This is a genomic window from Veillonella parvula, from assembly GCF_032550495.1.
Lineage (GTDB): Bacteria > Bacillota > Negativicutes > Veillonellales > Veillonellaceae > Veillonella > Veillonella parvula_G.
Map to the genome: position 1 here is coordinate 54508 of NZ_JAWFZJ010000005.1, position 26311 is coordinate 80818.

Genomic DNA, 26311 nt, shown 5'->3' on the forward strand with positions numbered 1-26311 from the left:
TAAACATGTTCCACTCAATCTACAATGTAGTATAGCACTACTTTATATTCCGTCGTGCCGCCAGACTACCAGCGCTACTAGCTAGGCCCGCCCGATTAATATGTGGGTTCCCATGTTTGTACGTCTTTGGCTTGCTACCTTTATCTTCTACCTTTGATTTCTCAAATTTAGTAAATAAATTATCAAGCTCACGCAAGAGCGCACGTTTTTGCGAGTCTTTTAACTCAAATACATCACCTTTATAGGCGATGTATTTATTTTTTAGTACAGGACTGAGATCATAGATGGGCTCGTGTTCTTCTCCATTTACATCCAACAGCTCATCCAAGGTCAATCCATAATAGCGAGACAGGGCACAGAGTGTATCTAAATCTGGTTCGCGATACCCTGTTTCGTAATTTGAAAGCGCCGCATTACTGATACCTACGGCCTTTGCTACTTCGATTTGGCTTTTGCCCATGCGCACGCGAGCACGCTTTAAGTTCTTGTAAAACTGCATGTTCATCACCTGTATCGATACATAAACAACTACAAACTATATACTTTTATAATAATGTATCACTGATTTTTTTGAAAGCTTCATCAGCAACGGCTAATGTGCGTTCCACTTCACTACTCTTGTGGCAGATAGATACGAAATTACTTTCATAAGGACTTGGCGCATAGTAAATACCATGGCTCAAGTTATGGTGGAAGAACATTTTGAATTGTTCTTCGTTGCAAGCTGCCGCATCATCAAAGTTCTTAACTGGTTTGTCAGTGAAGAAGATGGTGAACATAGAGCCTACATGCTGTACTACAACAGGCACATTGTATTGTGCCGCCAATCTTTCAAAGCCTTCGCAAAGGGCAATCGTCGTATCTTCTACTTGTTTAAATACCGTTGGATCACGTTGCAGAATGGAAAGCGTTGCCAAACCAGAGGTAACGGCAATTGGGTTACCACTCAATGTACCAGCTTGGTAGATAGGACCAGCTGGAGCAATTTGGTTCATAATCTCGCGAGAGCCACCAAACACGGCAAGTGGCATGCCACCGCCAACGATTTTACCAAGGCATGTAAGGTCCGGTTTAATCTTGTAACGCTTTTGGGCACCCCCACTGCTAGCGCGGAAGCCACACATAACTTCGTCAAAGATCAACACAGCGCCGTGAGCCTTAGTCACTTCGCGCAAGGTTTCGAGGAAACCTGGTGCTGGAGGTACGCAGCCCATGTTACCAGCTACAGGTTCAACTATGATCGCCGCAATAGTATCGCCGATCTCGTCGAATAATTTACGAACCGCTTCAGAATCATTGTACGGCAATGTTATGGTATTCTCTGCTACGCCTTGAGGAACGCCAGGGCTATCCGGCACGCCAAAGGTAGCAAGGCCAGAGCCAGCTTTTACCAAGAGAGCATCGCTATGACCATGGTAACAGCCCACAAATTTCACGATGCGATCGCGACCAGTATAGCCACGAGCAACGCGCAAGGCACTCATGGTAGCCTCTGTACCAGAGTTTACGAGGCGGATAACCTCCATAGACGGCATGAAGGCTTGTATCTTTTTAGCCAATTCTATTTCTAGTAGTGTAGGCGCACCATAGCTAGTACCGCGAGGAATAGCCTCTTGCAAGCTAGCAATAACTTCAGGGTTCGCATGGCCCAAGATCATAGGTCCCCAGCTCAACACATAGTCGATATATTCGTTGTTATCGATATCATAAATACGGCTGCCGCTGGCGCTGCTAATAAACGGAGGGTTAGATCCTACGCTGCGGTAGGAACGAACAGGGCTGTTTACGCCGCCTGGCATATAACGTTTAGCCTCGTTAAAGGCCTTTTCAGATTTACCGAGTTGGAACATAGTTCCTCCTTATTGTTGTAACCATTTAGCAATATCTAAGGCATGGTACGTAATGATGATTTTAGCACCAGCACGCTTCATGGAAAGCATTGTTTCCATAACGAGACGTTCTTCGTCGATGAGACCAGCCGCAGCAGCAGATTTAACCATCGCATATTCGCCGGATACATTGTATACCGCCACAGGCAATTCATAGCGGTCACGCGTTTCACGAACGATGTCCAAGTAGGACAAGGCCGGTTTAATCATGATAATATCTGCACCTTCAGCGATGTCGAGTTCGATTTCTCTGAAAGCTTCTAAACGATTAGCCGGGTCCATTTGATAAGATTTGCGGTCACCAAATTTTGGCGCAGAATTAACAGCTCCGCGGAACGGACCATAGTAAGCAGATGCGTATTTTGCCGCATAGCTCATGATAGATACATTGGTATAACCTGCCGCATCAAGGGCTTCACGAATAGCACCTACGCGACCGTCCATCATATCGGATGGAGCCACCATATGTGCACCAGCTTCTGCTTGGCTTACCGCAACTTTACAAAGCAATGGTAATGTTTCGTCGTTCAATATTTCATGGTCATCGATCATGCCACAGTGACCGGTAGAGGTATATTGGCACAAGCATACGTCAGAAATAACCAAGAGATTTGGCACGGCTTCGCGGATGGCTTTGATGGCTTGTTGTACTGGTTGGGACATATCCCAAGCAGAGGAACCTTGCTCATCTTTATATGTAGGAATACCAAAGATTTCTACACCACGCACACCAAGATCATAAGTCTCTTGAGCTACTTTCACAGCCTCGTCAACAGACAAGTGATATTGACCTGGCAATGTGTCGATTTCTTTTTTAATACCTTCACCAGGCACGATAAATAATGGATAAATCAAATCAGTTACGTCGAGTGTCGTTTCGCGTACCAAATCTCGCATTTCTGGATTGATACGCAAGCGGCGAGGACGGTATGTTAAATCGTACATGTAATCCTCCTAAATGTCTTTTACAATAGCGTTTACTAAGCCATCTGTTGTATATACATCGCTGATGATAGCCGGTTTAAGACCTGCACTCATAGCCGTAGCAGCCGTAATTGGACCAATGCAAGCCACTTTAGTTTTGCCTAATAGCTCTAGTGCATTGTCTCCCAATAATTGAATTGTATTTGTTACAGTAGAAGAACTTGTAAAGGTAATGTAATCTACATTGCCTTCTGTTAAAGCTGTTACTAATGCATCTTGTTGAGATGTATCTTGTGTTGTTTCGTACAAACGCAAGATATCTACATTCATATCGCGGTGACGCAAGCAACGTGGAATCACATCGCGTGCTACCTTTGGTTGAATCAACAATACAGAATCTCCTGCACTGAGTTCTTCTTCAAGAGCCTCTACAGCAGATTCAGCCTTGTAGTCTACAGGAATGATATCCGGTACGATGCCATATTTTTGAAGTTCACGAGCCGTAGCACAGCCGATAGCCGCCACTTTAGAGTTGCCTAACGCACGTGTATCTTTGCCTTCTTTATATAGAGCATCGAAGAAGTAGCGAACCCCTTCACCAGATGTGAATACGATGCATTGGTATTCTTTTGTATTGTTAATGATGCGTTTATCTTCCTCAAACAATTCCAATGGAGATGTTTTAATTGCTGCTGCTTCCACTACATTAGCACCTTGAGCCGCTAATTTTTCGCGGAATGCACTTGCTTGGGAGCGAGCGCGTGTGACTACAACCGTTTTGCCAAATAAAGGTTTATTATCGAACCATTGTAATTTTTCACGAAGGTTGACTACATCACCTACTACGATGATAGCTGGTGCTTTCAATTTAGCCTTTGCTACATCTTCAACGACATGTTCAAGGGTAGAAACCAATACCTCTTGTACTGGTTTTGTTCCCCACCGAACAAGTGCTACTGGTGTAGAGGCTGCCCGGCCATGGGCCATCAGCTTTTCGGCAATGACAGGCAAGTTGCCGACACCCATTACAAAGCAAAGTGTATCTACCGCCGTAGCAAGGCCTTCCCAATGAATGCCAGATACTGCTTTTGTAGGATCCTCATGACCTGTTACCACCGCAAAGGATGTGGCCATAGCTCGTTGCGTTACAGGAATACCCGCATAAGCAGGCGCTGCGATTGGAGATGTTACGCCTGGCACGAATTCAAAAGGTACACCTGCTTCGCCAAGAGCCATCGCTTCTTCACCACCGCGACCAAATACGAGCGGATCACCGCCTTTTAATCGCGCTACAATTTTGCCTTCTTTACCCTTTTGAACTAAAAGCTCATTGATTTCCCATTGATGCATTGTGTGATCTTTACATTGCTTACCAGCGTAAATCAATTCAGCATCTGGACGTGCCCATTCTAACAGATGAGCATCCGCTAAATAATCATATACAATTACATCTGCCTTTTCGATGCATTCACGACCTTTTACAGTGATAAGTTTAACATCTCCAGGGCCCGCACCAATTAGATATACCATACCTGTCATTTTATAATTCCTTCCTCTATGAGAGCATCCACAATGCGTTTGCCCCCTTCTTCGTATAAAGCTTTTGCAAGGTTTTTTCCAAGGATTTCTCCCTTTTTAGCAGGGCCAGAGATTTCCCCTTCGTACACAGTTTTTCCATCGAGGGATGCAATCATGGCTTTCAAGGTTAATTGTCCTTTATTGATAGTACCATGCACGCCCATTGGCACTTGGCAACCACCGTTTAGTTGACGCAAGAAACTGCGTTCCCCTTCAACGGCATAGCGCGTTGCTTCATCGTTGATAGGAGCCAACATATCAAGCATTTCCGTATCGTCGGCGCGACACTCAATAGCGAGCGCCCCTTGTCCAACGGCAGGAATCATTTCATCAGCCTTGAAGACTTGTGTAATTTGGTCTTCTAAACCCAATCGTTTAAGCCCTGCTTGAGCCAAGATAACACCATCTAGCTTTTCCGTTTCGATCTTGCTCAAACGAGTTTGTACATTGCCGCGAATAACCTCTACCTTTAGGTCAGGGCGAACGTGTAGCAATTGAGCTTGACGGCGCAAGCTACTGGTACCAACACGAGCCCCTTGTGGCAATTTGTCTAGTGTTTTATACACAGGGCTCACCAGTGCATCATAAGGCACTTCACGAGCAGAAATAGCCCCAAGAGTGAGGCCTTCTGGCAACTCTGTAGGCATATCCTTTAAGCTATGTACGGCGATATCAATATCGCCTTTATGCATAGCCTCTTCTAGCTCAGCAGTAAATAAACCTTTACCACCAACTTGAGCCAGTGGTTTCTCTAGGATACGGTCACCCTTTGTATTAAAGTGAACTAGCTCTACCGTAATATTGGGGTACAGACGTTGTAATTCTGCACTAATATGTTCAGCCTGCCATAGGGCAAGGGCACTTTTTCGCGTGCCGATTCGAATATAATCTCTCATGGCATTAGCCTTCTTTCTCAAGATTAAACATATCTTTGAATAAGTCCCAGTACAAGCCTTCTTCCTCTGTACCAGCAATTTCGTTGAAGTGAATCATCGGTTCACGCAACATTTTGCGAATAATCATGCGACTCATCGAGTCCATAACACGGCGCTCTTTATCGGAAATATCTGGCAATTTAGCTAATGCGCGATGTAACTCACGACGGCGAATCCGCTCTGCCTTTTCTGTGAGCAATGCCATCATAGGACGCACTGTTAAATAGCTCAATTTATCCAACAAATCTTCAATAGCATCATGAATAATAGGTTCTGCCCGACGAGCTTCCTCTTCGCGCTGCGCCTTATTTTCTTCTACTACACTTTCAAGAGAATCAATATTAAATAGGTAAATACCGTCCAAGTCTGCCACCGCAGGATCGATATCGCGAGGCACCGCTATGTCGATCATAACGATAGGTTCACCTTTACGAAGAGTCGTAATTTTCTTGGCTTCTCGTTCCGTAATAATATAATGTGGCGCCCCTGTAGATGTGATAAGAATATCCGCATCTTTAGCATAGTCTACAAAGTTATCGAGCTTAACAGCTTTACCATTAAAGCGTTGCGCTAACATTTCAGCCTTAGCAAAGGTTCTATTAGATACGAAAATCGTTTTTACACCCTTCGCTTGTAAATGTGTAGCCGTCAACTCGCTCATAGTACCTGCCCCTAAAATGAGTACCGTAGCTTCAGATAATGGCTTATCTAAGCTATCCTCAGCTAGGTTAACAGCGGTGTAACTAACGGATACAGGCGTATTTGCAATGCCCGTATTGGTACGCACCTTTTTACCAACCCCAATAGCACGTTGGAATAAAATATTAAATATTGTGCCCGTACAGCCTGCGCTATAAGCCTGAATATAGGCCCCTTTTAATTGGCTCAAGATTTGGCCTTCCCCTAACACAAGGGAATCAAGACTAGCAGAAACGCGGAATAGATGCTCAATACAATCTCGTTCTTCGTAGAAGAAGAATGCATCTGCATCGATATGATCTGCTCCTTTTAAATCTTTTAACACTGCCAACATGTAATCCTTCGGGAATTCTACACCTTCTAAAGCAGCATAAATTTCCGTTCTATTACAGGTGGATAATATAACGCATTCTGAGATACAGTCAAATTCATAGAGGCGATTTAGTGCGGCAACTACCTCGTCTTTATCAAACGAGAAACGTTCACGCACCTCTACAGCGGCACTTCTATGATTTAGACCTAATACCACTAATTGCATAGTTTAGTTTCTCCTCTATAATCATCCACTCTCCCTTGAGAATGGCTTCAAATGTTTCTACCGTCAGATTGTCTCGCCAAAATTTCTGTCGAGCCTCTGGAGTAGGAAGTAGTAACTTTACTTCTTCTCTAAATATTTTAAGTCTAGGCATAGCCTTTTGCAACTGACCATAACGATTCATCATATCTTGTCGTACGAGACGATTGATACGAGGTCCTACATTATTGGCACTAATAGCAATATGAAGATCGCCGAGTTCAAGGGATGACGGCACAGTAAATCTACACGCGCTCGGATCATCACTGCGGTTGGTCCACACACGATGTTTTTTTCCTAGCTCATACAAGGTATCGTTTAGTTCATGATTATCTGTGCAGATAAACAGCAAACTACTCGAAATAATATGCTCTTCGTCGTCCATTGTGAAAGCCCGATCACACCAAGTGATGCGATTTTCCTTTGCCCATTGGCTAATCGTATCCGTTACAGCAGGAGCGATAACGACAATTTGGCAAGGCTCCTCAATAAAAAGCTGCATCCGTCGTTCCGCTACTTCTCCGCCGCCTACGAATAGGATTATATCTTCAGTTGTAGGTTGAAATGTTATGGATACCATGGCTGTCCTACTATATACAAAAAAATCGGCTTGATGGTCAAGCCGATTTTCAACTGCCTACATAAATCGTTTCAGATATACGCCGATACGCCCTTTACGAGAGGTACCTGTAATAGCTTCTACCTTCATTCGGCCACGACCACGCATGGAAATGACATCTCCTTCTTTAACCTCTTGGGATGCCCCCTTAGCTGGTTGCCAGTTTACTTGTAATAAGCCCGCATTGATAGCACTCACCAATTTAGTGCGAGATACACTAAATCCAGAACTTGCTACCGCATCTAAGCGCAAGGAAGCGACTGTAGTGCGAACTTCTTTAATTTTTTCTTCTTTTGGTGCAATATCTGATAACTCAATAGCCTCTACAGATACAGAAACCATAGCAATTTTCGTAAAGTTTTGAATTACGAAATCAGCCACGCTTTCATCCACCATAATCTGAGCGCCCCCTTGCTGGACGATAACGTCCCCAAATTTGGAGCGATCAATGCCAAGGCCCATCAAAGAGCCTAGCACATCGCGGTGAGTGAGCAATCGGAACCGAGGGTCCCAATTCACCTTAAGAGCGCGAATGCCCATATCCACAGTACCGTTAAAATCGCTGTCTACAAAAGCGATACGAATACGTTCCGCCCCTTCATAGCCACCGTCAGTTTTAACTGTTAACTGTGGGTAATTAGCCTTGATAGCATCTGCAATAACAAGGCCTGCAGGACTCGTAAAATCCGCCACACGGTATGGGCGACCTTTTACGACCTGCTCAGCCAAATCTAGCATGCGACGAGCTTCCTCGCCACTGCCACTGGCCTCGAAATATCGTATTAATTTACTAGTATCTGCCAAAATTATTTCCCCAACTCATTCGACCGAGCAAGACATGCTACTACGCCATCTTGGAGAGCACTGCGAAGTCCACCTTTTTCCATGGCACCAATACCAGCAATGGTGGTGCCACCGGGGCTGGTCACTTGATCTCGTAGTACTGCTGGATGATTGCCACTTTCAAGAGCCATCTTACCTGCACCGTACATTGTTTGAGCAGCTGCCTTTATGGCTAGCTGACGTGGCAAACCAATGCGAACACCCGCATCAGCCAATGCATCGAGGATGACAAACATATAGCCAGGTCCCGCACCAGATAGTGCGCCTAAGCGGTCCAAATCGGCTTCGCTCACCACTGCTACCTCGCCTACAGCCTCAAATAAGGCTTGTACAGCACGACCTAGGTCAGTATTCACATCATCCCCGGCAAGTGCCGTCATACCTGCACCGATAGAAGCCGGTGTATTTGGCATAGCTCTAAACCAGTTAGCTTGTGGAATCGCCGCATCAAGAGTATCTAATGTGACGCCTGCGGCAACAGAAATCATAACAGTCCCATAAGGTACTTCTTTTAAAGTCTCTAACACAGATGGTAACACTTGTGGTTTCACAGCCAATAGAATAGTGTTGTACTCGTTTACATTAGGCAATATAGTAAAACCTACTACACCAAGCTCCTCTGCAAGAGCCTTACATTGTTCTTCGCGACGCACTAGAATGTGTGTATCACAGGCTTTCAATACACCATGCTGTAATGCACCGCGCAATAGAGCGCCCCCCATTGAGCCAACGCCTATACATAGGGTTTTACCTAACATAGTTATCACCACCATTTATAGAGAGATTATTTGTTTTCCCAAGAATATTCGTTTTGCTCAGTTGTGTTGCTTTCATTGTCATTATAATCAATGGAAATATTTACAGGTACACACATGAAAATGTCTTTACCTACTTTTTCCAATTTGCCATCCAATGCATAGGTCGCACCAGATACGAAATCTACAATACGAGCTGCTTCATGAGGGTCTGTATTTTCAAAATTAATCAATACAGGACGCATGTCGCGCAATTGATGTGTAATATTTTCAGAATCTTCAAATACTTTTGGTTCAATTACAACTACTTTCATAGCTGTTGGACGTTGTGTCATCGTAGATTGGCCTCCTACCTTGCGTGGATGAAATTCAGATGCGCCGGACACGGGAGCCGCTGTTGCTACTGGGGTAGGTTCAGCTTCGTATTCCTCTTCATCTTCGTATTCGTAATCATCATATTCATAGTCATCATCAGTTCTGCCTAAGAATAAGTTTTTTGCTTTGTCTAAATAATCTCCCAATGCCATTTGGATTTCCTCCTAATACAATTAACGCTTCCGATTATCAGGTAACCCGAACCTTAATAATATACACGTTCCCCAAAAATTGCTGTGCCTACACGAACGATGTTAGCCCCTTCTTCCAAAGCGACCTCAAAGTCATGAGTCATCCCCATAGATAAATATTGAATCTGCCCTTCTTCAAAGTAGCGTTTCATATCCTCAAACAAGGCATTCGCTACGCGAAAGATTGGACGAGCTTCCTGTGGATCATCGAAAAATGGCGCCATACACATCAAGCCCCTTACGCGTACATGAGGCAATGTTTTTGCATAATCTCGTATTTCTGGAAACTCTTCGACGGTCATTCCCGTTTTAGAAGCTTCGCGGGCCACATTGACTTGCAGCAATACATCTTGTATTTTATCGTGCTTTGCAGCAACCTTTTCGATTTCATCTAATAATTTACGGCTATCCACAGAATGAATTAAATCAAACATAGGAACCGCTTGGCGCACCTTATTGACCTGTAAATGACCAATCAAATGCCATGTTAATTGTGGCCCCTTATAGGTTAGCTGTTTTTCTTTGGCCTCTTGTACTCGATTTTCCCCTACATGAGTGACACCGAGCCGTGCGACCTCTTCCACAGCCGACACAGGGTGGTTCTTTGTAACCGCCACTAATAATGCTGTATCTACGCGACCAACACGCGCCATAGCATTGGCCATGCGCTGCTGTATAGCGTGTAGGGATTCTTCAATCACGTGAATGCCCCCTTCAATCTATATATCATAATCATCAAATATATTTGTATAGACTATTCTATTATATAGTATTTAGGGTCAAATGTACATGATTTAGGGCTTATTCCCTCCACAAATCAAAGCATGTATATACTTAAAATATCATACTTTATTATGATTCCTGTGAAAGTCGAATTTTATCGGTCTTGTAACATCGCAAATAAGGCCATCCGACCTGTTAGGCCTGCCTCTCGACGATAAGAATAACAGTCTATTTCACTTACACTATCGGTACCACCAATTGTAATGTTCTCTGGAGGAACGCCATTTACAAGGAGATCCTCACCAATAAAGTTCCATAAATTGATATAAGCCTTGTCTAATTTATCGCCAGGATAATTGACAACATCAGATGCATCTCGGTCTGTCATATCTCTCCAGGCTAATTCAAAGCGTTTACCTAGTTCTACATCTACTTCAAAGGACTCTGGTCCAATACTAGGCCCAAGATATATATAGCAATCTTTGAACTCGGTCCCATAAGCCTCTTTCATGGCCTCAATAGTAAGTACTGGTAAGCGGCCAATGGCACCACGCCAACCTGCATGTGCCGTTGCAATCGCATGATGTTTGGCATCGTAAATGCCTACGCCAACGCAATCTGCAGTGAACAGAAATAATGGCACATGAGGTAGATTTGTAAATACCGCATCACAATCATCGATGGCCGTATCTTCTCCAAAAGCACCGGCCCCAATAAGGTCTTCTGTGATTTCTACAGCCTTTAAACCATGGACTTGATTGCCACAAGAAATACGGTTTGGTTCAACACCTAAATATTTCGCAATAATAGCTCGATTTTCTCGTACACTCTGAGCTTCATCGCCTACATGAAAAGCTAGATTTAATGATTCATAAGGGGCTTTAGATACGCCACCATGACGATAGGTATCGCCCATAACAATAGGAAATCGCTCACTCCAGCTTGGCGTCTCATAAGACCACGTTCCATGGGGACCTTTCACATCTATACACTTTACCGATTGATTCATCAATTCCTCCTATTTACAAACACCGCATCGTTTACACCCTTGTGTGCATGGCGGTGTATAGGCTTCATCGATGGATCGTTTCCATTCCATTTCGAGATAACCCTCGTCCATGCCCATATCTAAATGGCTCCACGGCAAGAATTCATCAAAACTGCGTTCGCGATAATTCATATTATCCATATCCAGGCCAGCAGCCTTCATTTCGGACTTAAAAGATTTACTGCCCCGATCGGCTGCACATGCTGCAATAACAGCGCCTAAGCGACGATCCCCACGAGCGAGAACCCCTTGTATATACGCCTCTTTAGGCGACTCTACGAGAACCTCAATACGGCGATTCTTTTGCAATGCTTTCTTTATATATTGCAGCTTTTTCTCCACTGCTTTTTGGTTATCCATGGCCATCCATTGGAACGGTGTAAAAGGTTTCGGAATAAAGGGATTGATACTGAGCGTTAAACGACCTTTACAGCCTACTTTTTCCATATGAGCCTGCGTTCTCTCCGCAAGACCTACAATAGCCTCAATGTCTTCATTGGTTTCCGTTGGCAGCCCAATCATAATATATAAGCGCATATGCTGAATACCTGACTTTGCAGATAAGGTGGCTGCATTTTGTAAATGCTCTTCACTGATACCCTTATTAATGACGCGACGCAACCGTTCACTACCCGTTTCTGGGGCAATTGTAATCGTCTTTTGTCCACTATCCGCCAGTCCATCCACCACGGCTTGCGTTAATGAGTCAGCCCGCAAGGATGCACAAGAGTAGCGCATATCTTTAGAGCGAATATAATTAACGAGTTCGTCTACCTCAGGATAATCCGAGATAGCAGCGCCCATGAGGCCTACCTTTTTACCTAGCTTTTCTGCGCGCTCTACGCCTTCTTTCAAAATGTCCAAAGGACGTACACGCGGTACGCGGAAGCAATATCCAGCCATACAGAAGCGACAGTGCCGACCACAACCACGGGCTACTTCGATGATATACATAGCACCAAATTCAGTATAGTTCGTAGCTACTACCGTTTCACCACCGCTAGTGAGCATTTCAAAGTGACGTTTGATCGTTTTAGGCACGCCCTCAGCAATATCATAGCCTTTAAATTCACCATCTTCATTGTAAATCGGCACATACAGGGATGGTACGTAAACACCCGATACATCCGCTAATTGACGTAAAATAGCGTGACGATCCAAGCCTTCCATTTTTCCATCTCGAATGATATCTAGTACGCGACTGACGATACCTTCCCCTTCACCGATGATAAAAGCATCGATAAAGTCGGCAAAAGGCTCAGGGTTAAAGGTCGCACAAGGGCCCCCTGCAATAACGATAGGGTCAAATTCGGTACGGTCTTTTCCCATGATAGGTACACGGCCATGGCGCAACATCAAAGGAATATGGAAATAATCCATTTCGAAGGTGACATCAAAAGCAACTACATCAAATTGATGCATAGGCCTTTGTGTTTCAACGCTCATAAGCGGAGTCTTAGTCTTATCGTAAGCTTCTAATTCCTTTTTCTCAGGCAAGAAGATTCGTTCGCAGACGCTATCATTTCGTAAATTGATTTCCTCATAAATGATATGAAGTCCAAGATTACTCATGCCCACAAAGTATGTATTCGGATAAACGATAGCTACTTTTTGCCCTGCATGAGGATTTACTGTTACCCGACTGTCTTCATCTTTATATAATTCTTGTAATCGATCTATTAAATCTTTACGATTCACTAATTTCCTTTCTATATAAGCCCACTACGAATAGTGGGCTTAATAACACTTTACATATCATTTGTACATCTATAAAATTACATAATACTAATTTCGCCTATAATAAAAAACCAATAGATATTACAATTTAGATTTCAATTTATCCTTAGTATGAGCGGTCTTACTTTTAAGAGTGCTTACAATTTGTGGGCGATGTTTTCTTTCATAAGGATATACAACAACTTTTTCATCTTTATATTCTGCAATATATATGTCCTTAACAGAGTATCCTTGAGCTTGGATTTCTTGTTCAAGCCAATCTCTATCTTTTTCAATTACATCGAGGGTAAACTGATTAATTTGACCATCATCGATAAGGTCAAATCGAATATTATCTTCACCGAATTGAACCACGTTGAGCTGACCGTTTTGCTCCAATACGGCACGCTTAACATCCGTAACATATTGAACACCGGCAGCACGAAGTTTTAATTTAAGTTCAGCCGCTTGTATACCATAACGCATACATTCTTCTGTTAGAATATGACCTTTTTCGATTACTATAACTGGATGACCATCAAGAATTGCTTTAAAAATACGAAGATTCCCTTTTAAAAACTTAAGAGTCATTACGAGGATAGTCCATAAAATAAGAACTAACATAAACTGTAAAATGCCAATTTGATCATTGTAAATAATGGCACCGATAATACCACCAAGTACGTAGTTTTGCAATTGGTCTAAAGCAGAGGTTGGGGCTAAATTGCCCTTACCCATTAAATTGATTTGTAGAATAATCGCCAAGAGACCGATGGCGAGTTTTGCAAAGACCATCCCATAGACGGCCATAGCTTCTGTCATATGTGGTCCTCCTTATGGTAATGTGTCCGCTTTATCATGAATTCGATCTATAGGACTTACCTTATAAACACGTGTAATAGTATAGGTTGAAAATTCTGGATTAAATTGAACCTCATAGTAAGCATCACTTACTTTTAAAATCATACCATTACGAATCTTTAAGGAGTTAACCGCCAATTGGTCGCTCGGTACGGAACGATCTGAACTAAAAGAATGTAAAAATTGAGCCATACGAGAGGAGTCCTCAGAATAGGTTTTCATCCGATTATACTCTTGGTATTCAAGCCCTAAGAAGAACACTACGATTAAAGACAATATAATCATCAGGTCACGATAGCGACTAGTAAAACCATTTCGCAATACTTGTACTCCCAAAATGAGTAATGCTAACAGAACAGCTACAATTATAATAAAGCCCCAAGTTTGACCTATTACAGCCTGACTTTCAACATAGGCTAATGTGTAAAAATCCATGCTACACTCCTTTCAAATATTACTTTTTATTATACCATATTTGATTCCAATATTTTCGATGTAATCGTCAAGATGGCCCAAAATAATGTAAGAAAAGATAAAAAATAGCGACCCCTTACGGGGTCGCTTTTAATAAGCATATAATCTCACAAAAGATTACCTAAATAATACTCTTATTTTAACCAGCTCATCAAGTTGCGAAGTTCTGCGCCAACTGGTTCAATTGGATGATTAGCAGCTGCTTCGCGATGTTCTTTAAGGAATTTTTGACCATTTTTGGAATCTGCTAAGAATTCATCAGCAAATTTACCAGATTGAATATCCGCCAAGATTTGTTCCATAGCTTTTTTAGTATCTGCAGTGATTACGCGAGGACCTGCATGGTAATCGCCGTATTCAGCAGTGTTGGAGATGGAGTGGCGCATTTTTTGGAAGCCACCTTCGTAGATAAGATCTACGATTAATTTCATTTCATGCAAGCATTCGAAGTAAGCGTTAACAGGTTCATAACCAGCTTCAGTTAATACTTCAAAGCCAGTTTTAATCAACTCAGTAACACCACCGCACAATACAGCTTGTTCACCAAAGAGGTCAGTTTCAGTTTCGGATTTGAAGTTAGTTTCCAAAATACCAGAACGGCCACCACCGATACCAGAAGCCCATGCTAATGCCACTTCTTCAGTATCGCCAGATGGGTCTTTTTCTACAGCGTACAAACAAGGAACGCCGGAACCTTCTTGGTATGTACGACGAACTAAATGACCAGGACCTTTAGGAGCTACCATGAATACATTGATGTCTTCACGAGGTACGATTTTACCAAAGTGAATGTTAAAGCCATGAGCGAATGCCAAGTACGCACCTTGTTTCAAGTTTGGAGCAATATCTTGTGCATATACGTCTGCTTGCAATTCGTCTGGAATCAATACCATAACGATATCAGCGCCTTTAACGGCTTCTGCAGTTTCTTTTACTGTAAGACCTGCTTCTTCAGCAGCTTTCCAGCTAGAAGAACCACCGCGAAGCCCAATTGTTACGTCCATACCATTTTCTTTCAAGTTCAATGCATGAGCATGACCTTGGGAACCGTAACCTAACACTGTAATTTTTTTGCCTTCCAATTTGCTTAAATTACAATCTGCATCATAATAAACTGTAGTACCTAAAATTTTACCTGCCATATTAGACAACCTCCAAACATATTCAATAGAATATAGATTATATATACTGTACACAATCTAACAAATTTTTGCAAGATGTGGCGTACATTAATTTAGTATCAGTAAGCCAAGTTTTAAGCCTCTGATAAAAAAATTTGATAACTACCGAACCATCACCCATGGACGATCATCTTTCCATACAACTTGTACGGAAAGTCCAAAGACATCAGATAAAATATCATCAGTTAGTACCTTGTGTTTAGGACCTGCATGAATCATCTTACCCTCTCGCAAGATAGCTACATGAGTAATAAACGATAGTATCTCTTCAATTTGATGTGACACATAGATAATCGGTGTCTGCTGCTCAGCTACCAAAGTGGATACGGTGCGTAAAAACTGCTCCCTCGCTGGTAAGTCCAAACCAGAGCAAGGCTCATCCAAAATCAATAATTCTGGATTTGCCATAATAGACCTCGCTAACAATACCCGGCGCTGTTCGCCAGCAGATAAGGTGCGAAAACGATGACCTTCCAAATAGTCTAGTCCAAATTCAGATAATAATTGCATACCTCGTTGGCGCACCTCAGGTGCTACCTCTTGGTATATACCAATGCTACTAAATGCACCAGAAATAACGATATCTTCAACGACTTGTTTATCCAAGGTTGACTGAAATTGTCCAAGCGCAGAGCTAACAAATCCTAGTCTAGCCTTGATTTTGGGCCACGCATATTTACCAAATTCCTTACCAAACACACGCAAAGTACCCGTTGTGGGAATTTGATAAGCAGGTATCATGCTGAGTAGCGTTGATTTACCAGCCCCATTAAGCCCTAATAAGGCCCAATGTTCACCGTTCTCTATATGCCAATTTACATTATCTAAAATAGGTCTACCATCACGGCGAAAGCAGACATTTTCATAATGGAGTAATTCACGCCCCACGTTATCAGCTCCTACATTTTTTCTCCGCGACTCATAGCGGTGATACCTGTTTTGGCAATTTCAAGAATACCATAGGTTTCCATAATTTGAATGAAGCCACGTAATTTTTCTACACTGCCAATGACTTCAATGATCATAGATGTAGGAGAAATATCTAACACATTACCACGATATACATCGGCAATCTGTACAATTTGTGATCTTGTAGAAGCAGATGCTTTTACCTTAATAAGCATTAACTCACGGCATACCACATCATGATCTTCAAACACTTTAACCTTAACAACATCGATGAGCTTGTAGATTTGTTTTTGTACTTGATCGAGAATTCGATCATCGGCCTCTACAGTAATAGTAATACGTGCATAACCTGGCTGATTTGTAATGCCAGATGTCATTTTTGTAACGTTAAAGCCACGACGGTTAAAGAGTGCCAAAATACGTGTACCAATACCTGGTGCATTTTTTGCAATGATTAAGACTTGATGTTCTTTCGCCATTATAGCACCCCTTTCTTACCCATCATACCGCTTATCGTGCCGCCTGCTGGGATCATTGGCAATACATTATCCTCTCGTTCAACGCGACAGTCCAAGACAATGCTTTCATCCGATGTAATGTATGATTTAAATTCTTTGTTGAAAGTTTCAACATTATCTAGACGCGCTGCTTTCAAGTCAAATGCATCTGCGAGTTTCACGAAGTTCGGACTCACTTCCAAATCTACATAGGAGTAGCGTCTATCATTGAAGATTTCTTGCCATTGACGAACCATACCAAGATAGCCGTTGTTAATAATAACAATCTTGATTGGCAAATTATATTGGCGAACCATCATGAGCTCTTCACAAGTCATTTGGAACCCGCCATCACCGACAACAAGGATAACTTGCTTCTTAGGCGCCCCTACTTGAGCCCCAATAGCCGCCGGCAAACCATACCCCATGGTACCCGCACCGCCAGAGGTAACGATAGTATGAGGTTTTTTATGAGTTAAGAATTGAGCCGCCCACATTTGATGTTGACCGACGTCACTTACGATTATGGCATCTTCCTTGGCAATCTTATTAAGCTCAGATAACACATATTGTGCATGCAATACACCATTTTTAGACTCAGGGATTACCATAGGGTATTCCGCTTGCCATTCTCGGATTTGCTCAAGCCACGCTTCATGAGTTGTAGGTTCTACAAGAGCATTAAGCTCCGTTAATACCTGTTTTAAATCCCCTACGATAGGCACGTTGATTGTAACATTCTTATCAATTTCAGCTGGATCGATATCAATATGGATGATTTTAGCTTTTTTACAGAAGAAATCTGGATGGCCTGTAATGCGGTCATGGAAACGAATCCCTGCAGCAATCACGAGATCTGCCTCATCTGTACTATTATTAGCGGCTACAGAACCATGCATACCAACCATGCCAAGAGCCAATTCGTGATCTCCTGGGAAGCCACCAAGACCAACTAATGTATTCGTCACCGGAATTTGAGCCTTTTCAGCTAATTCTTTAAGCTCATCCATAGCACCAGACTTCAATACGCCTGCCCCAGCAATGATAAGTGGGCGCTTTGCATTTTTGATGAGAGTAGCTGCTTTTTTGATTTGACCTTGATGACCTTTATAGGTTGGATCATAGCCTTCAAGATGAATAGGTACTTCGTACAATTTGTTGTATTCCGCCATGGATATTTTTTCGGTTTGAATATCCTTCGGAATATCGATAAGTACAGGGCCTGGGCGACCTGTACCAGCAATAAAATACGCCTCTTTAATGATGCGAGGCAAATCATGAATATCTTGAACAAGATAGTTATGCTTGGTTATAGGCATCGTAATACCTTGGATATCCGCCTCTTGAAAGGAGTCCTTACCGATAAAGGGCCGGCCAACCTGACCTGTAATGGCCACCATAGGTACGGAATCCATGTACGCAGTCATAATACCTGTTACAAGATTCGTTGCACCAGGACCAGACGTAGCAAGACATACGCCAACTTTGCCGGACACACGTGCATAACCATCCGCTGCATGTGCAGCACCTTGTTCATGACGAACAAAGTAATGTTTAATTTCAGGGAAGCTATATATTTCATCATAAATTGGAATTACCGCGCCACCTGGATAGCCGAACATATCGGTTACGCCTAAGCGATGCAATGTTTCAAGGACAATGCGTGCCCCATTGATTGTTTCTGCGCTCATAGGAACCCTTTCAACCAGCTATTCAGATAAAATCTCGCTGGAATTTAAACGTTTAATAATGTAGCCATTATGTTTGAAAGTATCAATAATGTGTTGGATGTGCTCTTCACCATTTGTTTCTACCGTTACTTGCAATTCCACTTCATGGAAACGGTCAAGGTTTTTGAACTGATTATGGTCGAGTTTAATAACATTTGCATCTGCATCTGCTAACATTTGAGATACAGCCACTAACTGGCCAGGTTTATCAGGAAGGTTAACGGAGAAGGTAAAGATACGACCGCGCAATACGAGGCCTTTATTAATCATTGACGAAATAGTTAGTACGTCGATATTACCACCACTGACGATAGCTACCACCTTTTTACCGCGGCACTCTAATTTCTTGAGACCAGCGAGTGGCAAAATACCAGAGTTTTCTGCTACTAACTTATGTTTTTCAACAAGCAATAAAAATGCTTCCATCAATTCATAATCAGAAACGGTAATAATTTCATCTACATATTGCTTGATATATTCTAATGTAGTTTCTCCAATTTGACGTACTGCCGTACCATCTGCAATCGTCGCCACTTCATCGAGAGGTACAGGATGATCAGCCTTTAAGGCAGCTAGGGCACTCGCTGCACCTTCTGGTTCTACACCGATAATCTTAACACGCGGATTTTTTAATTTCGCCGCAGCCGCAATACCAGATACGATACCACCGCCCCCAACAGGAACGAGCAAAATATCCGCATCAGGCAATTCATCAAGCACCTCAAGGGCAATCGTACCTTGCCCTTCTATTACATCTTCATCATTAAACGGATGAACGAACACATAACCGTGTTCTTTTTGCAACTCCATCGCCTTTTGATAGGCTTCGTCATAAATCTCGCCAAATAGTACAACATCTGCACCGTATTGTTTTGTAGCATTCACCTTAATAAGAGGTGTATGTTTCGGCATGACAATAGTCGCTTTAATGCCAAGACGTTTCGCAGCAAGGGCCACGCCTTGTGCATGATTACCGGCAGATGCAGCGATAACACCGCGCGCCTTTTCCTCTTCTGTTAGTTTTGCAATTTTATTATAAGCTCCACGAACCTTAAATGAGCCTGTTATTTGCAAGTTTTCTGGCTTGATATATACATCATTGCCACACTCGTCAGAAAACACATCACTATGAAGTAACTTCGTTTTCACAGTGATTGTGCTCAAGCGCTCACGAGCCTCCATAAAATCATATAACTTATACATATACACGGTCTCCTCTAGTTAGTATTAAATGAAAGTCGAGTATTAGTCTTCAAATACTTCGATAGCACCTTGTGCAGCAGAGGATACGTGAAGAGCGTATTTTTTAAGATATCCAGTTACATTGGATTTGAATGGTTTCAATGCAGCTTTACGACGAGCGATTTCATCATCAGATACAGCTAATTCCAATTTACCGTTTGGAATATCGATGTTGATAATATCACCATCTTCAACGATGGCAATGGTACCGCCTGCAGCTGCTTCTGGAGATACATGTCCGATGGATGCACCACGAGTAGCACCGGAGAAGCGTCCATCTGTCAACAATGCTACATCTTTATCTAGACCCATACCGGCAATCATAGATGTTGGAGTCAACATTTCACGCATACCAGGACCGCCTTTAGGGCCTTCGTAACGGATAACTACAACATCACCTTTCACGATTTTACCGCCTGTAATAGCTTCAACCGCTTCTTCTTCACTGTTGAATACCTTTGCTGGACCAGAGTGAACAAGCATATCTGCATCTACGGCACCGGCTTTTACAACGGAACCATCTACAGCAAGGTTACCTTTAAGAACCGCGATACCACCAGTTTCATGTACTGGATTATCCCATGGGTGAATAACATCTTCATCCACAACATGAGCTGCCGCTGCAATTTCACCTTGTGTTTTAAGAGCAACAGTTTTGCAATCTGTATGAAGGCGACCATTTTCTGCTAAACGTTTCAACACGGCAGATACACCACCTGCAGCGTACAAGTCTTCAATGAAGTATACGCCAGATGGAGATAATTTAGATAATTGAGGTGTATTTTGAGCGATGCGATCAAAATCGTCTAAGGATAATGGCACACCTGCTTCGTGAGCAATAGCCGGTAAATGAAGCGCCGTATTAGAGGAGCCACCCAAAGCCATATCAAGAGCTACCGCATTTTCAAAGGCTTCACGAGTCATAATATCTTTAGGTCGAAGGTTTGCTTCTAATACCTCTACCGCTTGCATACCCGCTAATTTTGCTAAGCGCAAACGTTCAGAATATACCGCTGGGATTGTACCATTGCCAGGAAGGCCCATACCGAGAGCTTCTGTTAAACAGTTCATTGTATTTGCCGTATACATACCAGAGCAAGAGCCACATGTAGGACATGCCGTATTTTCGATATCGGCTAGCTCAGCATCATCCATTTCACCAGTTTGATGTTTACCTACGGCCTCGAATACGTCGGACAAACCAATCTTTTTACCTTTATGTACACCAGCGAGCATAGCCCCACCAGACACGAATACAGATGGGATATTAAGGCGCGCAGCTGCAATCAACATGCCTGGCACTACCTTATCACAGTTTGGAATGAATACCATCGCATCGAATGGTGTAGCCATAGCAGTAGCTTCGATGGAATCTGCAATGATATTACGTGTAACTAAGGAGTATTTCATGCCGATATGGTTCATTGCCAAACCATCACAAATACCGATAGTATTGAACTCGATTGGCACACCACCTGCGTTGCGGATACCGTCTTTTACGGCTTGTACAATATTTTTCAGGCCTACGTGACCAGGGATGATTTCATTGAAAGAATTGGCAATACCGATGACGGGTCTACCCATTTCTTCATCAACAAAACCTAGAGCTTTTAGTAAAGATCTGTGTGGTGCACGTGCTACGCCTGTTTTCAAATTGTCACTTCTACAACTCATGTTAATCTCCTCACTTTTGAAAGCATCCACTTGGACAGCTTTCACGACGCATAAAAAAAGACGATTCCAATGAATCGTCTTAAAAGTTTACAAATGATATTCCTTTTGTTTACAGAATTCCTATATACATAAATAATCCTATGTACCCCTTGGAAAATATACACATAAGAAACAAACCATATAGTCAAATCTTATTGATTGTATATTAAACCATTCGCGGAACTTCTAAGACAAAAACGTGTTAAGTTGTTGTTCATAATTCGAATGTCATTAATAATCACGACTAGCGCAATAATCAATAAGCTAATGACTAAACCTAACATGTTTCCTCCTAAAATATTCTGTAATATTAATCACGGAATAATAATAACACGTTATATTATCCCGCGCAAGATAATTCACAATAAATTCTATAGATTCATCATAGTTTTTTTATGAAGTTTACCATACCCAAAAACTATAGCAAACCTAGTAAGGTATAAAAAGTATAGGTATAACAAGAAAAATCCCTCACCGAAGTGAGGGATTAATTTTATTATAAAATACCAAAGAGCCACATGCCAAAGGTGCCGCCCCAGAAATGAATGAGGAAGCTCACCACAGAGATAGCAAGGCCTACGCGCCACCACGTACCTTGTGGCACATAGCCAGCACCGAAGAAAATCGGTGTTACACCCGAACTATAGTGAGTCAATGTACAGCCAGGACTGTTCATCAAACCAAAGAGCAATATCGTAAACGGAATAGGAGCCCCCATCGCCACTAAAATGGCTGCAAAGGCGGAGAACAAAGCCGTAATACGCGCCGTACCACTGGCAAAGAAATACTGAGAGTACACAAAGGTAGCAGAAATGATAAAGGACGCCCAGAACCAGTCAAAGCCAGCTAAATGTTGACTTACAAAATCTGCAAAGACAGCTACTACACCGAGTTTGCCAAGCAGTCCAGCCATGCCTACAAGCGTACCCATCCAGATGAGGATATCCCAACCGGTGCGTTCACCTAAAATATCCTCCCAAGTAAGAGAGCCAGTCACAACACACGCCAGAACCCCCATCATCGCTACTACTGTAGGATGAAGCTTAGTCCAAATTGCTGTAGCCCAAAGTAAGATACAAAGAACAAAAATAATGGCAACAGAAATTTCGGCCTTCGTAATAGGTCCAAGAGCATCTAGTTCTTTTTGAGCCATTGCTGCAGCCTCTGGTGTTTCCTTGATTTCTGGTGGATAGATTTTATAGATAAACCAAGGCATCAAAATCATACAAATCACACCAGGAATCACACCGGCTTGGAACCATTCCCACCAAGATATATCATAGCCAAACAGTTTAGCACCTAAGGACGTAATAAGCAAGTTACCACTACATGCAGTCAAGAAGATCGTTACTGTAATGGTGTTAATAGTATGTGCCGTCGTCATCAAGTACGCCCCAATGCGGCGAGCCGTATTACCATATGGTTCAGAGTCAAATGCTAAGGAAATATTTTGTACGATGGGGAATACTATACCACCACCACGCGCCGTATTAGATGGTGTAGCTGGAGAAATAATCAAATCTGTACAAGCCAAAGCATAGGCAAGCTTTAATGAGCTTGTGCCAAAGGAGCGAATCAAGGTGTACGCAATGCGCTTGCCAAGGCCAGAATTAATAATACCGCGAGAAAAGAATACGGCTGCTACGATAAGCCACACATTCGCTTCTGCATAGCCACCTAGTGCCTGTACCATAGTGATGGAGTTAGTGGCTACGGCTACAACAATACCAAAGAGGGCCATAATGCCCGTTGGCCAAGGTCGCAATATAAAGCCCACAATAGTAGCCGTAAAGATAGCTAATAAATGCCAACCTTCCGGCTTGATTGCCTCTGTATGAGGTAAAAACCAAATGACGAGACCCACTAAAACGGTAAGGGCCGCTCGTGTAAAAGTATTCATAGAACCTCCATCAGGCTTAACAACTTTCCAAAAATTCTTTGATCTTAGGATTTGCTCGTAACATTTCCATCTCTTCAGGGGATAATAATTTTACCTTATCCCGATCTTGATTTACCAAGCAAAGAAAACCAATATAATCGCCCTTATTAGCACGGAATTGATGAATTGTTTTGCCTGGAATTTCGATAAAGTCACCAGCTTCTACATCGTGGATTTCATCACCTAATAAGACCTGCCCCTTACCGCGGAATATCATAACCATATGCGTATGATCGTGATACTCTAAGGTAGAATACCCTCCTGGCAAACATTCAAAATAGCGGAATTGACATGGAATATCATAAGCACCATCGTATAATACTTGACGTGTTACATCTTTAAAAGGACTACCATCTTGCTTATATACCAAGGTTTCGATACCATCCCACTTAAAATTTTTAGCATCAAACTTACGTATCATCGTATTACCTCTTTAAACAAAAAAGGGCTGCATCGAAACAAGGTTTCAATACAGCTCCATCGGTTCGATTATTTGAAGAGACGTTTCAAAGTGCCTAGTAATCCATGACTATGTTTTTGTACACCGTCTGCAACGCCTGCCACTTCAAAGCCAGTTCGTTCAATGGCTTTTGTAATAACTTCTACAGATGCTTTTGTTGGATCAAAAGAAACAGTAGCAGTCTTTTCTGGCAAATCTACTTCTGCACTTAATACGCCAGGCAAACCTAGAGATGCCCCTTCAACTGTTTCTTTACAGTTGTTGCACATCATCCCCGGTACAGTAAATACCTTTGTTACAACGCCATTATCTTCGCCACAACCACAATCTTTGCACATAGTGTTACCTCCTATTAATCGTTAGCTTCTTTATGTTTATCATCGTTCTTAGCCCCTGCTGTCACATCGATAGTAGTCGCTTTCTTAACGGCTTCTTTCGTTTCATCAACAGCCTTTTTAGGCCCCGAAATAGCATCTTTAAACTCATTGATGCCTTTACCAATAGCTTTACCGACTTCAGGCAATTTACCAGGTCCGAAGATAACTAGAGCAATCACTAATATAACTATTAATTCAGGTGTTCCTATAGACCCCATATGTATCTCCTTTATTTTTACTACTACTTATACTCTTTAGTGTACATCATCATAGGCTGCCTTGTCCACATACCAGGTCATAGCTTCTTGTGAAAGCACCGCTCCAGGCAATACACGACCAATGCGTTTTTCCCAAGGTAAATCCTCGTAATCTTCGCGTTGATACAATACCTTTGTCAAAGCAGTTCGCTTACTTTCACCAGTTACGGTAAACCAAACCGCATCAGATTTTGCTAAGAACGAAAAGGTCATAGAAATACGTTCCCACACCTTTCCATCCTCAACGGCTACCACGTCTTGATCTGTGACACGCAATGCATGAGAGCCTGCAAATAGACCGGCTGTATGACCATCTTCACCAAGATCGAGTAATGCCAAATCTAGTCCACTTTTTTTACAAGCCTTGAGAACATTCTTAACCTCTTTCTCGTATTCCGCTGCCGCTTCTATTACAGTTTTAGAATCTGTATTGATTGGCAAGAAATGAGCCGCCCCTTTCGCCTTGCACAACAAGTACTGTTTCACGCGATTGAAGTAATTATCCTCATGAGATTGCGGCAAGAATCGCTCATCAGTCCACACAAAAAATATGCGTTCCCAATTGAGGCGTTCAATATATTCTGGGGAATTAAGCAATTCTAATAAACCATTAATAACAGTCCCGCCCGTAATACCAACAACACACGTTTCAGTGCGATTGATTTCCTCGTTGGTGAAAGCAATAAAATCCTCTGCCAATGCTTGAACTACATCGCTAGGGCTGTCATAACATTTAATTGTATCTTGAGCCATGTAATAATGACCTCCTAAAACTATTTCAATAGTTCTATTATATACACTTTTTCTGTGTAATGAAAGCAAAACCGATGTAACTCGATAGTTGGAGCCACATCGGTTCTAATTATATTTATATTTACCTATGAATTACAGAAAATTCCATTCCGTATATTCATAAATCAATATTATTGTTGACCAAATTTAGGACGGCGACGCTCTGTGAAAGCACGTACACCTTCTTTAAAGTCCTCTGAAAGGCCTAATGCACATTGGTTTTCTACTTCAAACTTCTTGTACTCTTCCCAACCTGCTAAGAAGCTATTCCACATCATTTCCTTCATAACGCGGTAAGATTGTGCAGGTCCTTTTGCCAATTTTTCAACAAGGCGTCTTGTAGCGGTCTCTAAATCTTCTAATTCACAAACCTTATACACAAAGCCAAGTTCCTTACCCTTTTCAGCAGATACGGCTTCACCGGTCATAACAATATGCATAGCACGGTTCATACCAATGGAGCGAGTCAATAAGAATAAACCGCCCGCATCAGGAGCAAGACCTACGTTTACGAAGGCTTGAATAAAGCGTACATTATTAGCTGCTACAACAAAATCGGCAGCCAAAGCCATATTAAATGCCGCACCTGCTGCAGCCCCTTGAAGGCTCATGATAACAGGTTTTGGTAACTTCTTCATGGCCATAGAAATCTCAGCTACCAACTCAACGATTTCAAATAAAGACTCAGTATCCCCTTCGTTTACAGCGCGCTCCATTTCTGTTAAATCGCCACCCGCAGAGAACACCTTTCCCTCTGCATTGATGAGCAACGCACGAACGCTTTCATCATTATGAGCCTTATCTAAGACCTCAAGGATCTCCTTGCACATCTCGATATTAAAACCATTGGCTACGGTTGGACGATTAAAGGTCAACGTACCAATGCCGTTGTCCACTACGTACTGAATTGTATTATAAATCATATGATTTCTCCTATATAAAAATCTATTTTCGAAAAAATTCGATTATTATATATCTATTATAGGAGAATTAAATATAGATGTAAATGA

27 protein-coding genes are annotated in these 26311 nt (G+C 42.3%); all 27 read right to left on the minus strand.

Annotation, left to right across the window (positions count from 1 at the left end; all coding sequences use genetic code 11):
• Window positions 1-37: 37 nt before the first annotated feature.
• Entirely contained in the window at window positions 38-499 is a 462-nt protein-coding gene (locus E6X37_RS09240) for a helix-turn-helix domain-containing protein (RefSeq protein ID WP_021148476.1), read from the minus strand.
• A 46-nt stretch (window positions 500-545) separates the two neighbouring features.
• Window positions 546-1850 carry a glutamate-1-semialdehyde 2,1-aminomutase gene (gene hemL / locus E6X37_RS09245; protein ID WP_287511360.1) on the minus strand — a complete coding sequence of 435 codons (1305 nt, stop codon included), beginning with the start codon at window positions 1848-1850 and terminating at the stop codon, window positions 546-548.
• A 9-nt stretch (window positions 1851-1859) separates the two neighbouring features.
• The gene (gene hemB / locus E6X37_RS09250) at window positions 1860-2834 is read right to left on the minus strand and encodes a porphobilinogen synthase (protein ID WP_156697429.1); all 975 of its coding nucleotides are present in this window, start codon (window positions 2832-2834) and stop codon (window positions 1860-1862) included.
• Between the two features lie 9 nt (window positions 2835-2843).
• The gene (gene cobA / locus E6X37_RS09255) at window positions 2844-4352 is read right to left on the minus strand and encodes a uroporphyrinogen-III C-methyltransferase (RefSeq protein WP_287511358.1); all 1509 of its coding nucleotides are present in this window, start codon (window positions 4350-4352) and stop codon (window positions 2844-2846) included.
• Window positions 4349-5287 carry a hydroxymethylbilane synthase gene (gene hemC, locus E6X37_RS09260; RefSeq protein ID WP_287511357.1) on the minus strand — a complete coding sequence of 313 codons (939 nt, stop codon included), beginning with the start codon at window positions 5285-5287 and terminating at the stop codon, window positions 4349-4351. The genes cobA and hemC overlap by 4 nt, the downstream gene beginning before the upstream one ends.
• A 4-nt stretch (window positions 5288-5291) precedes the next feature.
• Window positions 5292-6563, minus strand: a complete 1272-nt coding sequence (hemA, locus tag E6X37_RS09265) for a glutamyl-tRNA reductase (protein ID WP_021148479.1) — start codon at window positions 6561-6563, stop codon at window positions 5292-5294.
• Entirely contained in the window at window positions 6532-7179 is a 648-nt protein-coding gene (locus tag E6X37_RS09270; protein WP_021148480.1) for a precorrin-2 dehydrogenase/sirohydrochlorin ferrochelatase family protein, read from the minus strand. Before E6X37_RS09270 ends, hemA begins: the two co-directional genes overlap by 32 nt.
• Before the next feature lie 57 nt (window positions 7180-7236).
• A complete protein-coding gene (locus tag E6X37_RS09275; RefSeq protein WP_004695229.1) occupies window positions 7237-8022 on the minus strand; it encodes a YlmH family RNA-binding protein in 786 nt (261 codons plus the stop codon).
• 2 nt (window positions 8023-8024) lie between these two features.
• On the minus strand, window positions 8025-8819 hold the full coding sequence (gene proC / locus E6X37_RS09280; RefSeq protein WP_021148481.1) for a pyrroline-5-carboxylate reductase: 795 nt from the start codon (window positions 8817-8819) through the stop codon (window positions 8025-8027).
• A gap of 26 nt (window positions 8820-8845) precedes the next feature.
• Window positions 8846-9343, minus strand: coding sequence for a cell division protein SepF (locus E6X37_RS09285; protein ID WP_004695224.1), 498 nt, complete (start codon window positions 9341-9343; stop codon window positions 8846-8848).
• Between the two features lie 53 nt (window positions 9344-9396).
• A complete protein-coding gene (locus tag E6X37_RS09290) occupies window positions 9397-10083 on the minus strand; it encodes a YggS family pyridoxal phosphate-dependent enzyme (protein ID WP_021148483.1) in 687 nt (228 codons plus the stop codon).
• 176 nt (window positions 10084-10259) lie between these two features.
• Window positions 10260-11114 carry a purine nucleoside phosphorylase YfiH/LACC1 family protein gene (locus E6X37_RS09295; RefSeq protein WP_021148484.1) on the minus strand — a complete coding sequence of 285 codons (855 nt, stop codon included), beginning with the start codon at window positions 11112-11114 and terminating at the stop codon, window positions 10260-10262.
• Between the two features lie 9 nt (window positions 11115-11123).
• Window positions 11124-12851 carry a TIGR03960 family B12-binding radical SAM protein gene (locus E6X37_RS09300; protein ID WP_021148485.1) on the minus strand — a complete coding sequence of 576 codons (1728 nt, stop codon included), beginning with the start codon at window positions 12849-12851 and terminating at the stop codon, window positions 11124-11126.
• Between the two features lie 120 nt (window positions 12852-12971).
• Window positions 12972-13691: a DUF421 domain-containing protein gene (locus E6X37_RS09305; protein WP_021148486.1), complete on the minus strand. Its 720-nt coding sequence runs from the start codon at window positions 13689-13691 to the stop codon at window positions 12972-12974.
• Between the two features lie 12 nt (window positions 13692-13703).
• Complete coding sequence (locus E6X37_RS09310; protein ID WP_021148487.1) at window positions 13704-14165, minus strand: DUF3290 family protein; 462 nt, start codon at window positions 14163-14165, stop codon at window positions 13704-13706.
• A 173-nt stretch (window positions 14166-14338) separates the two neighbouring features.
• On the minus strand, window positions 14339-15346 hold the full coding sequence (gene ilvC, locus E6X37_RS09315; RefSeq protein WP_004695212.1) for a ketol-acid reductoisomerase: 1008 nt from the start codon (window positions 15344-15346) through the stop codon (window positions 14339-14341).
• A 141-nt stretch (window positions 15347-15487) separates the two neighbouring features.
• Window positions 15488-16273, minus strand: a complete 786-nt coding sequence (locus E6X37_RS09320) for an ABC transporter ATP-binding protein (protein ID WP_021148490.1) — start codon at window positions 16271-16273, stop codon at window positions 15488-15490.
• Window positions 16274-16284: 11 nt separating this feature from the next.
• Complete coding sequence (gene ilvN, locus E6X37_RS09325; RefSeq protein ID WP_004695208.1) at window positions 16285-16773, minus strand: acetolactate synthase small subunit; 489 nt, start codon at window positions 16771-16773, stop codon at window positions 16285-16287.
• A complete protein-coding gene (ilvB, locus tag E6X37_RS09330; RefSeq protein WP_215676344.1) occupies window positions 16773-18482 on the minus strand; it encodes a biosynthetic-type acetolactate synthase large subunit in 1710 nt (569 codons plus the stop codon). The genes ilvN and ilvB overlap by 1 nt, the downstream gene beginning before the upstream one ends.
• 18 nt (window positions 18483-18500) lie before the next feature.
• Window positions 18501-19724: a threonine ammonia-lyase gene (gene ilvA, locus E6X37_RS09335; protein WP_024061815.1), complete on the minus strand. Its 1224-nt coding sequence runs from the start codon at window positions 19722-19724 to the stop codon at window positions 18501-18503.
• A gap of 42 nt (window positions 19725-19766) precedes the next feature.
• The gene (gene ilvD, locus E6X37_RS09340; protein WP_118091556.1) at window positions 19767-21437 is read right to left on the minus strand and encodes a dihydroxy-acid dehydratase; all 1671 of its coding nucleotides are present in this window, start codon (window positions 21435-21437) and stop codon (window positions 19767-19769) included.
• A 535-nt stretch (window positions 21438-21972) separates the two neighbouring features.
• Window positions 21973-23376, minus strand: a complete 1404-nt coding sequence (locus tag E6X37_RS09345) for a DASS family sodium-coupled anion symporter (protein WP_058948072.1) — start codon at window positions 23374-23376, stop codon at window positions 21973-21975.
• Window positions 23377-23392: 16 nt separating this feature from the next.
• Window positions 23393-23836 (minus strand): cupin domain-containing protein, encoded by a 444-nt coding sequence (locus E6X37_RS09350; RefSeq protein WP_004696849.1) that lies wholly within the window; start codon window positions 23834-23836, stop codon window positions 23393-23395.
• Between the two features lie 68 nt (window positions 23837-23904).
• Entirely contained in the window at window positions 23905-24213 is a 309-nt protein-coding gene (locus E6X37_RS09355; RefSeq protein WP_021148497.1) for a heavy-metal-associated domain-containing protein, read from the minus strand.
• A gap of 14 nt (window positions 24214-24227) precedes the next feature.
• A complete protein-coding gene (locus tag E6X37_RS09360) occupies window positions 24228-24470 on the minus strand; it encodes a Sec-independent protein translocase subunit TatA/TatB (protein WP_004695192.1) in 243 nt (80 codons plus the stop codon).
• A gap of 36 nt (window positions 24471-24506) precedes the next feature.
• Window positions 24507-25262, minus strand: a complete 756-nt coding sequence (pgl, locus tag E6X37_RS09365) for a 6-phosphogluconolactonase (protein WP_195394863.1) — start codon at window positions 25260-25262, stop codon at window positions 24507-24509.
• A gap of 170 nt (window positions 25263-25432) precedes the next feature.
• A complete protein-coding gene (fabM, locus tag E6X37_RS09370; RefSeq protein ID WP_004695189.1) occupies window positions 25433-26224 on the minus strand; it encodes a trans-2-decenoyl-ACP isomerase in 792 nt (263 codons plus the stop codon).
• Window positions 26225-26311: the final 87 nt, after the last annotated feature.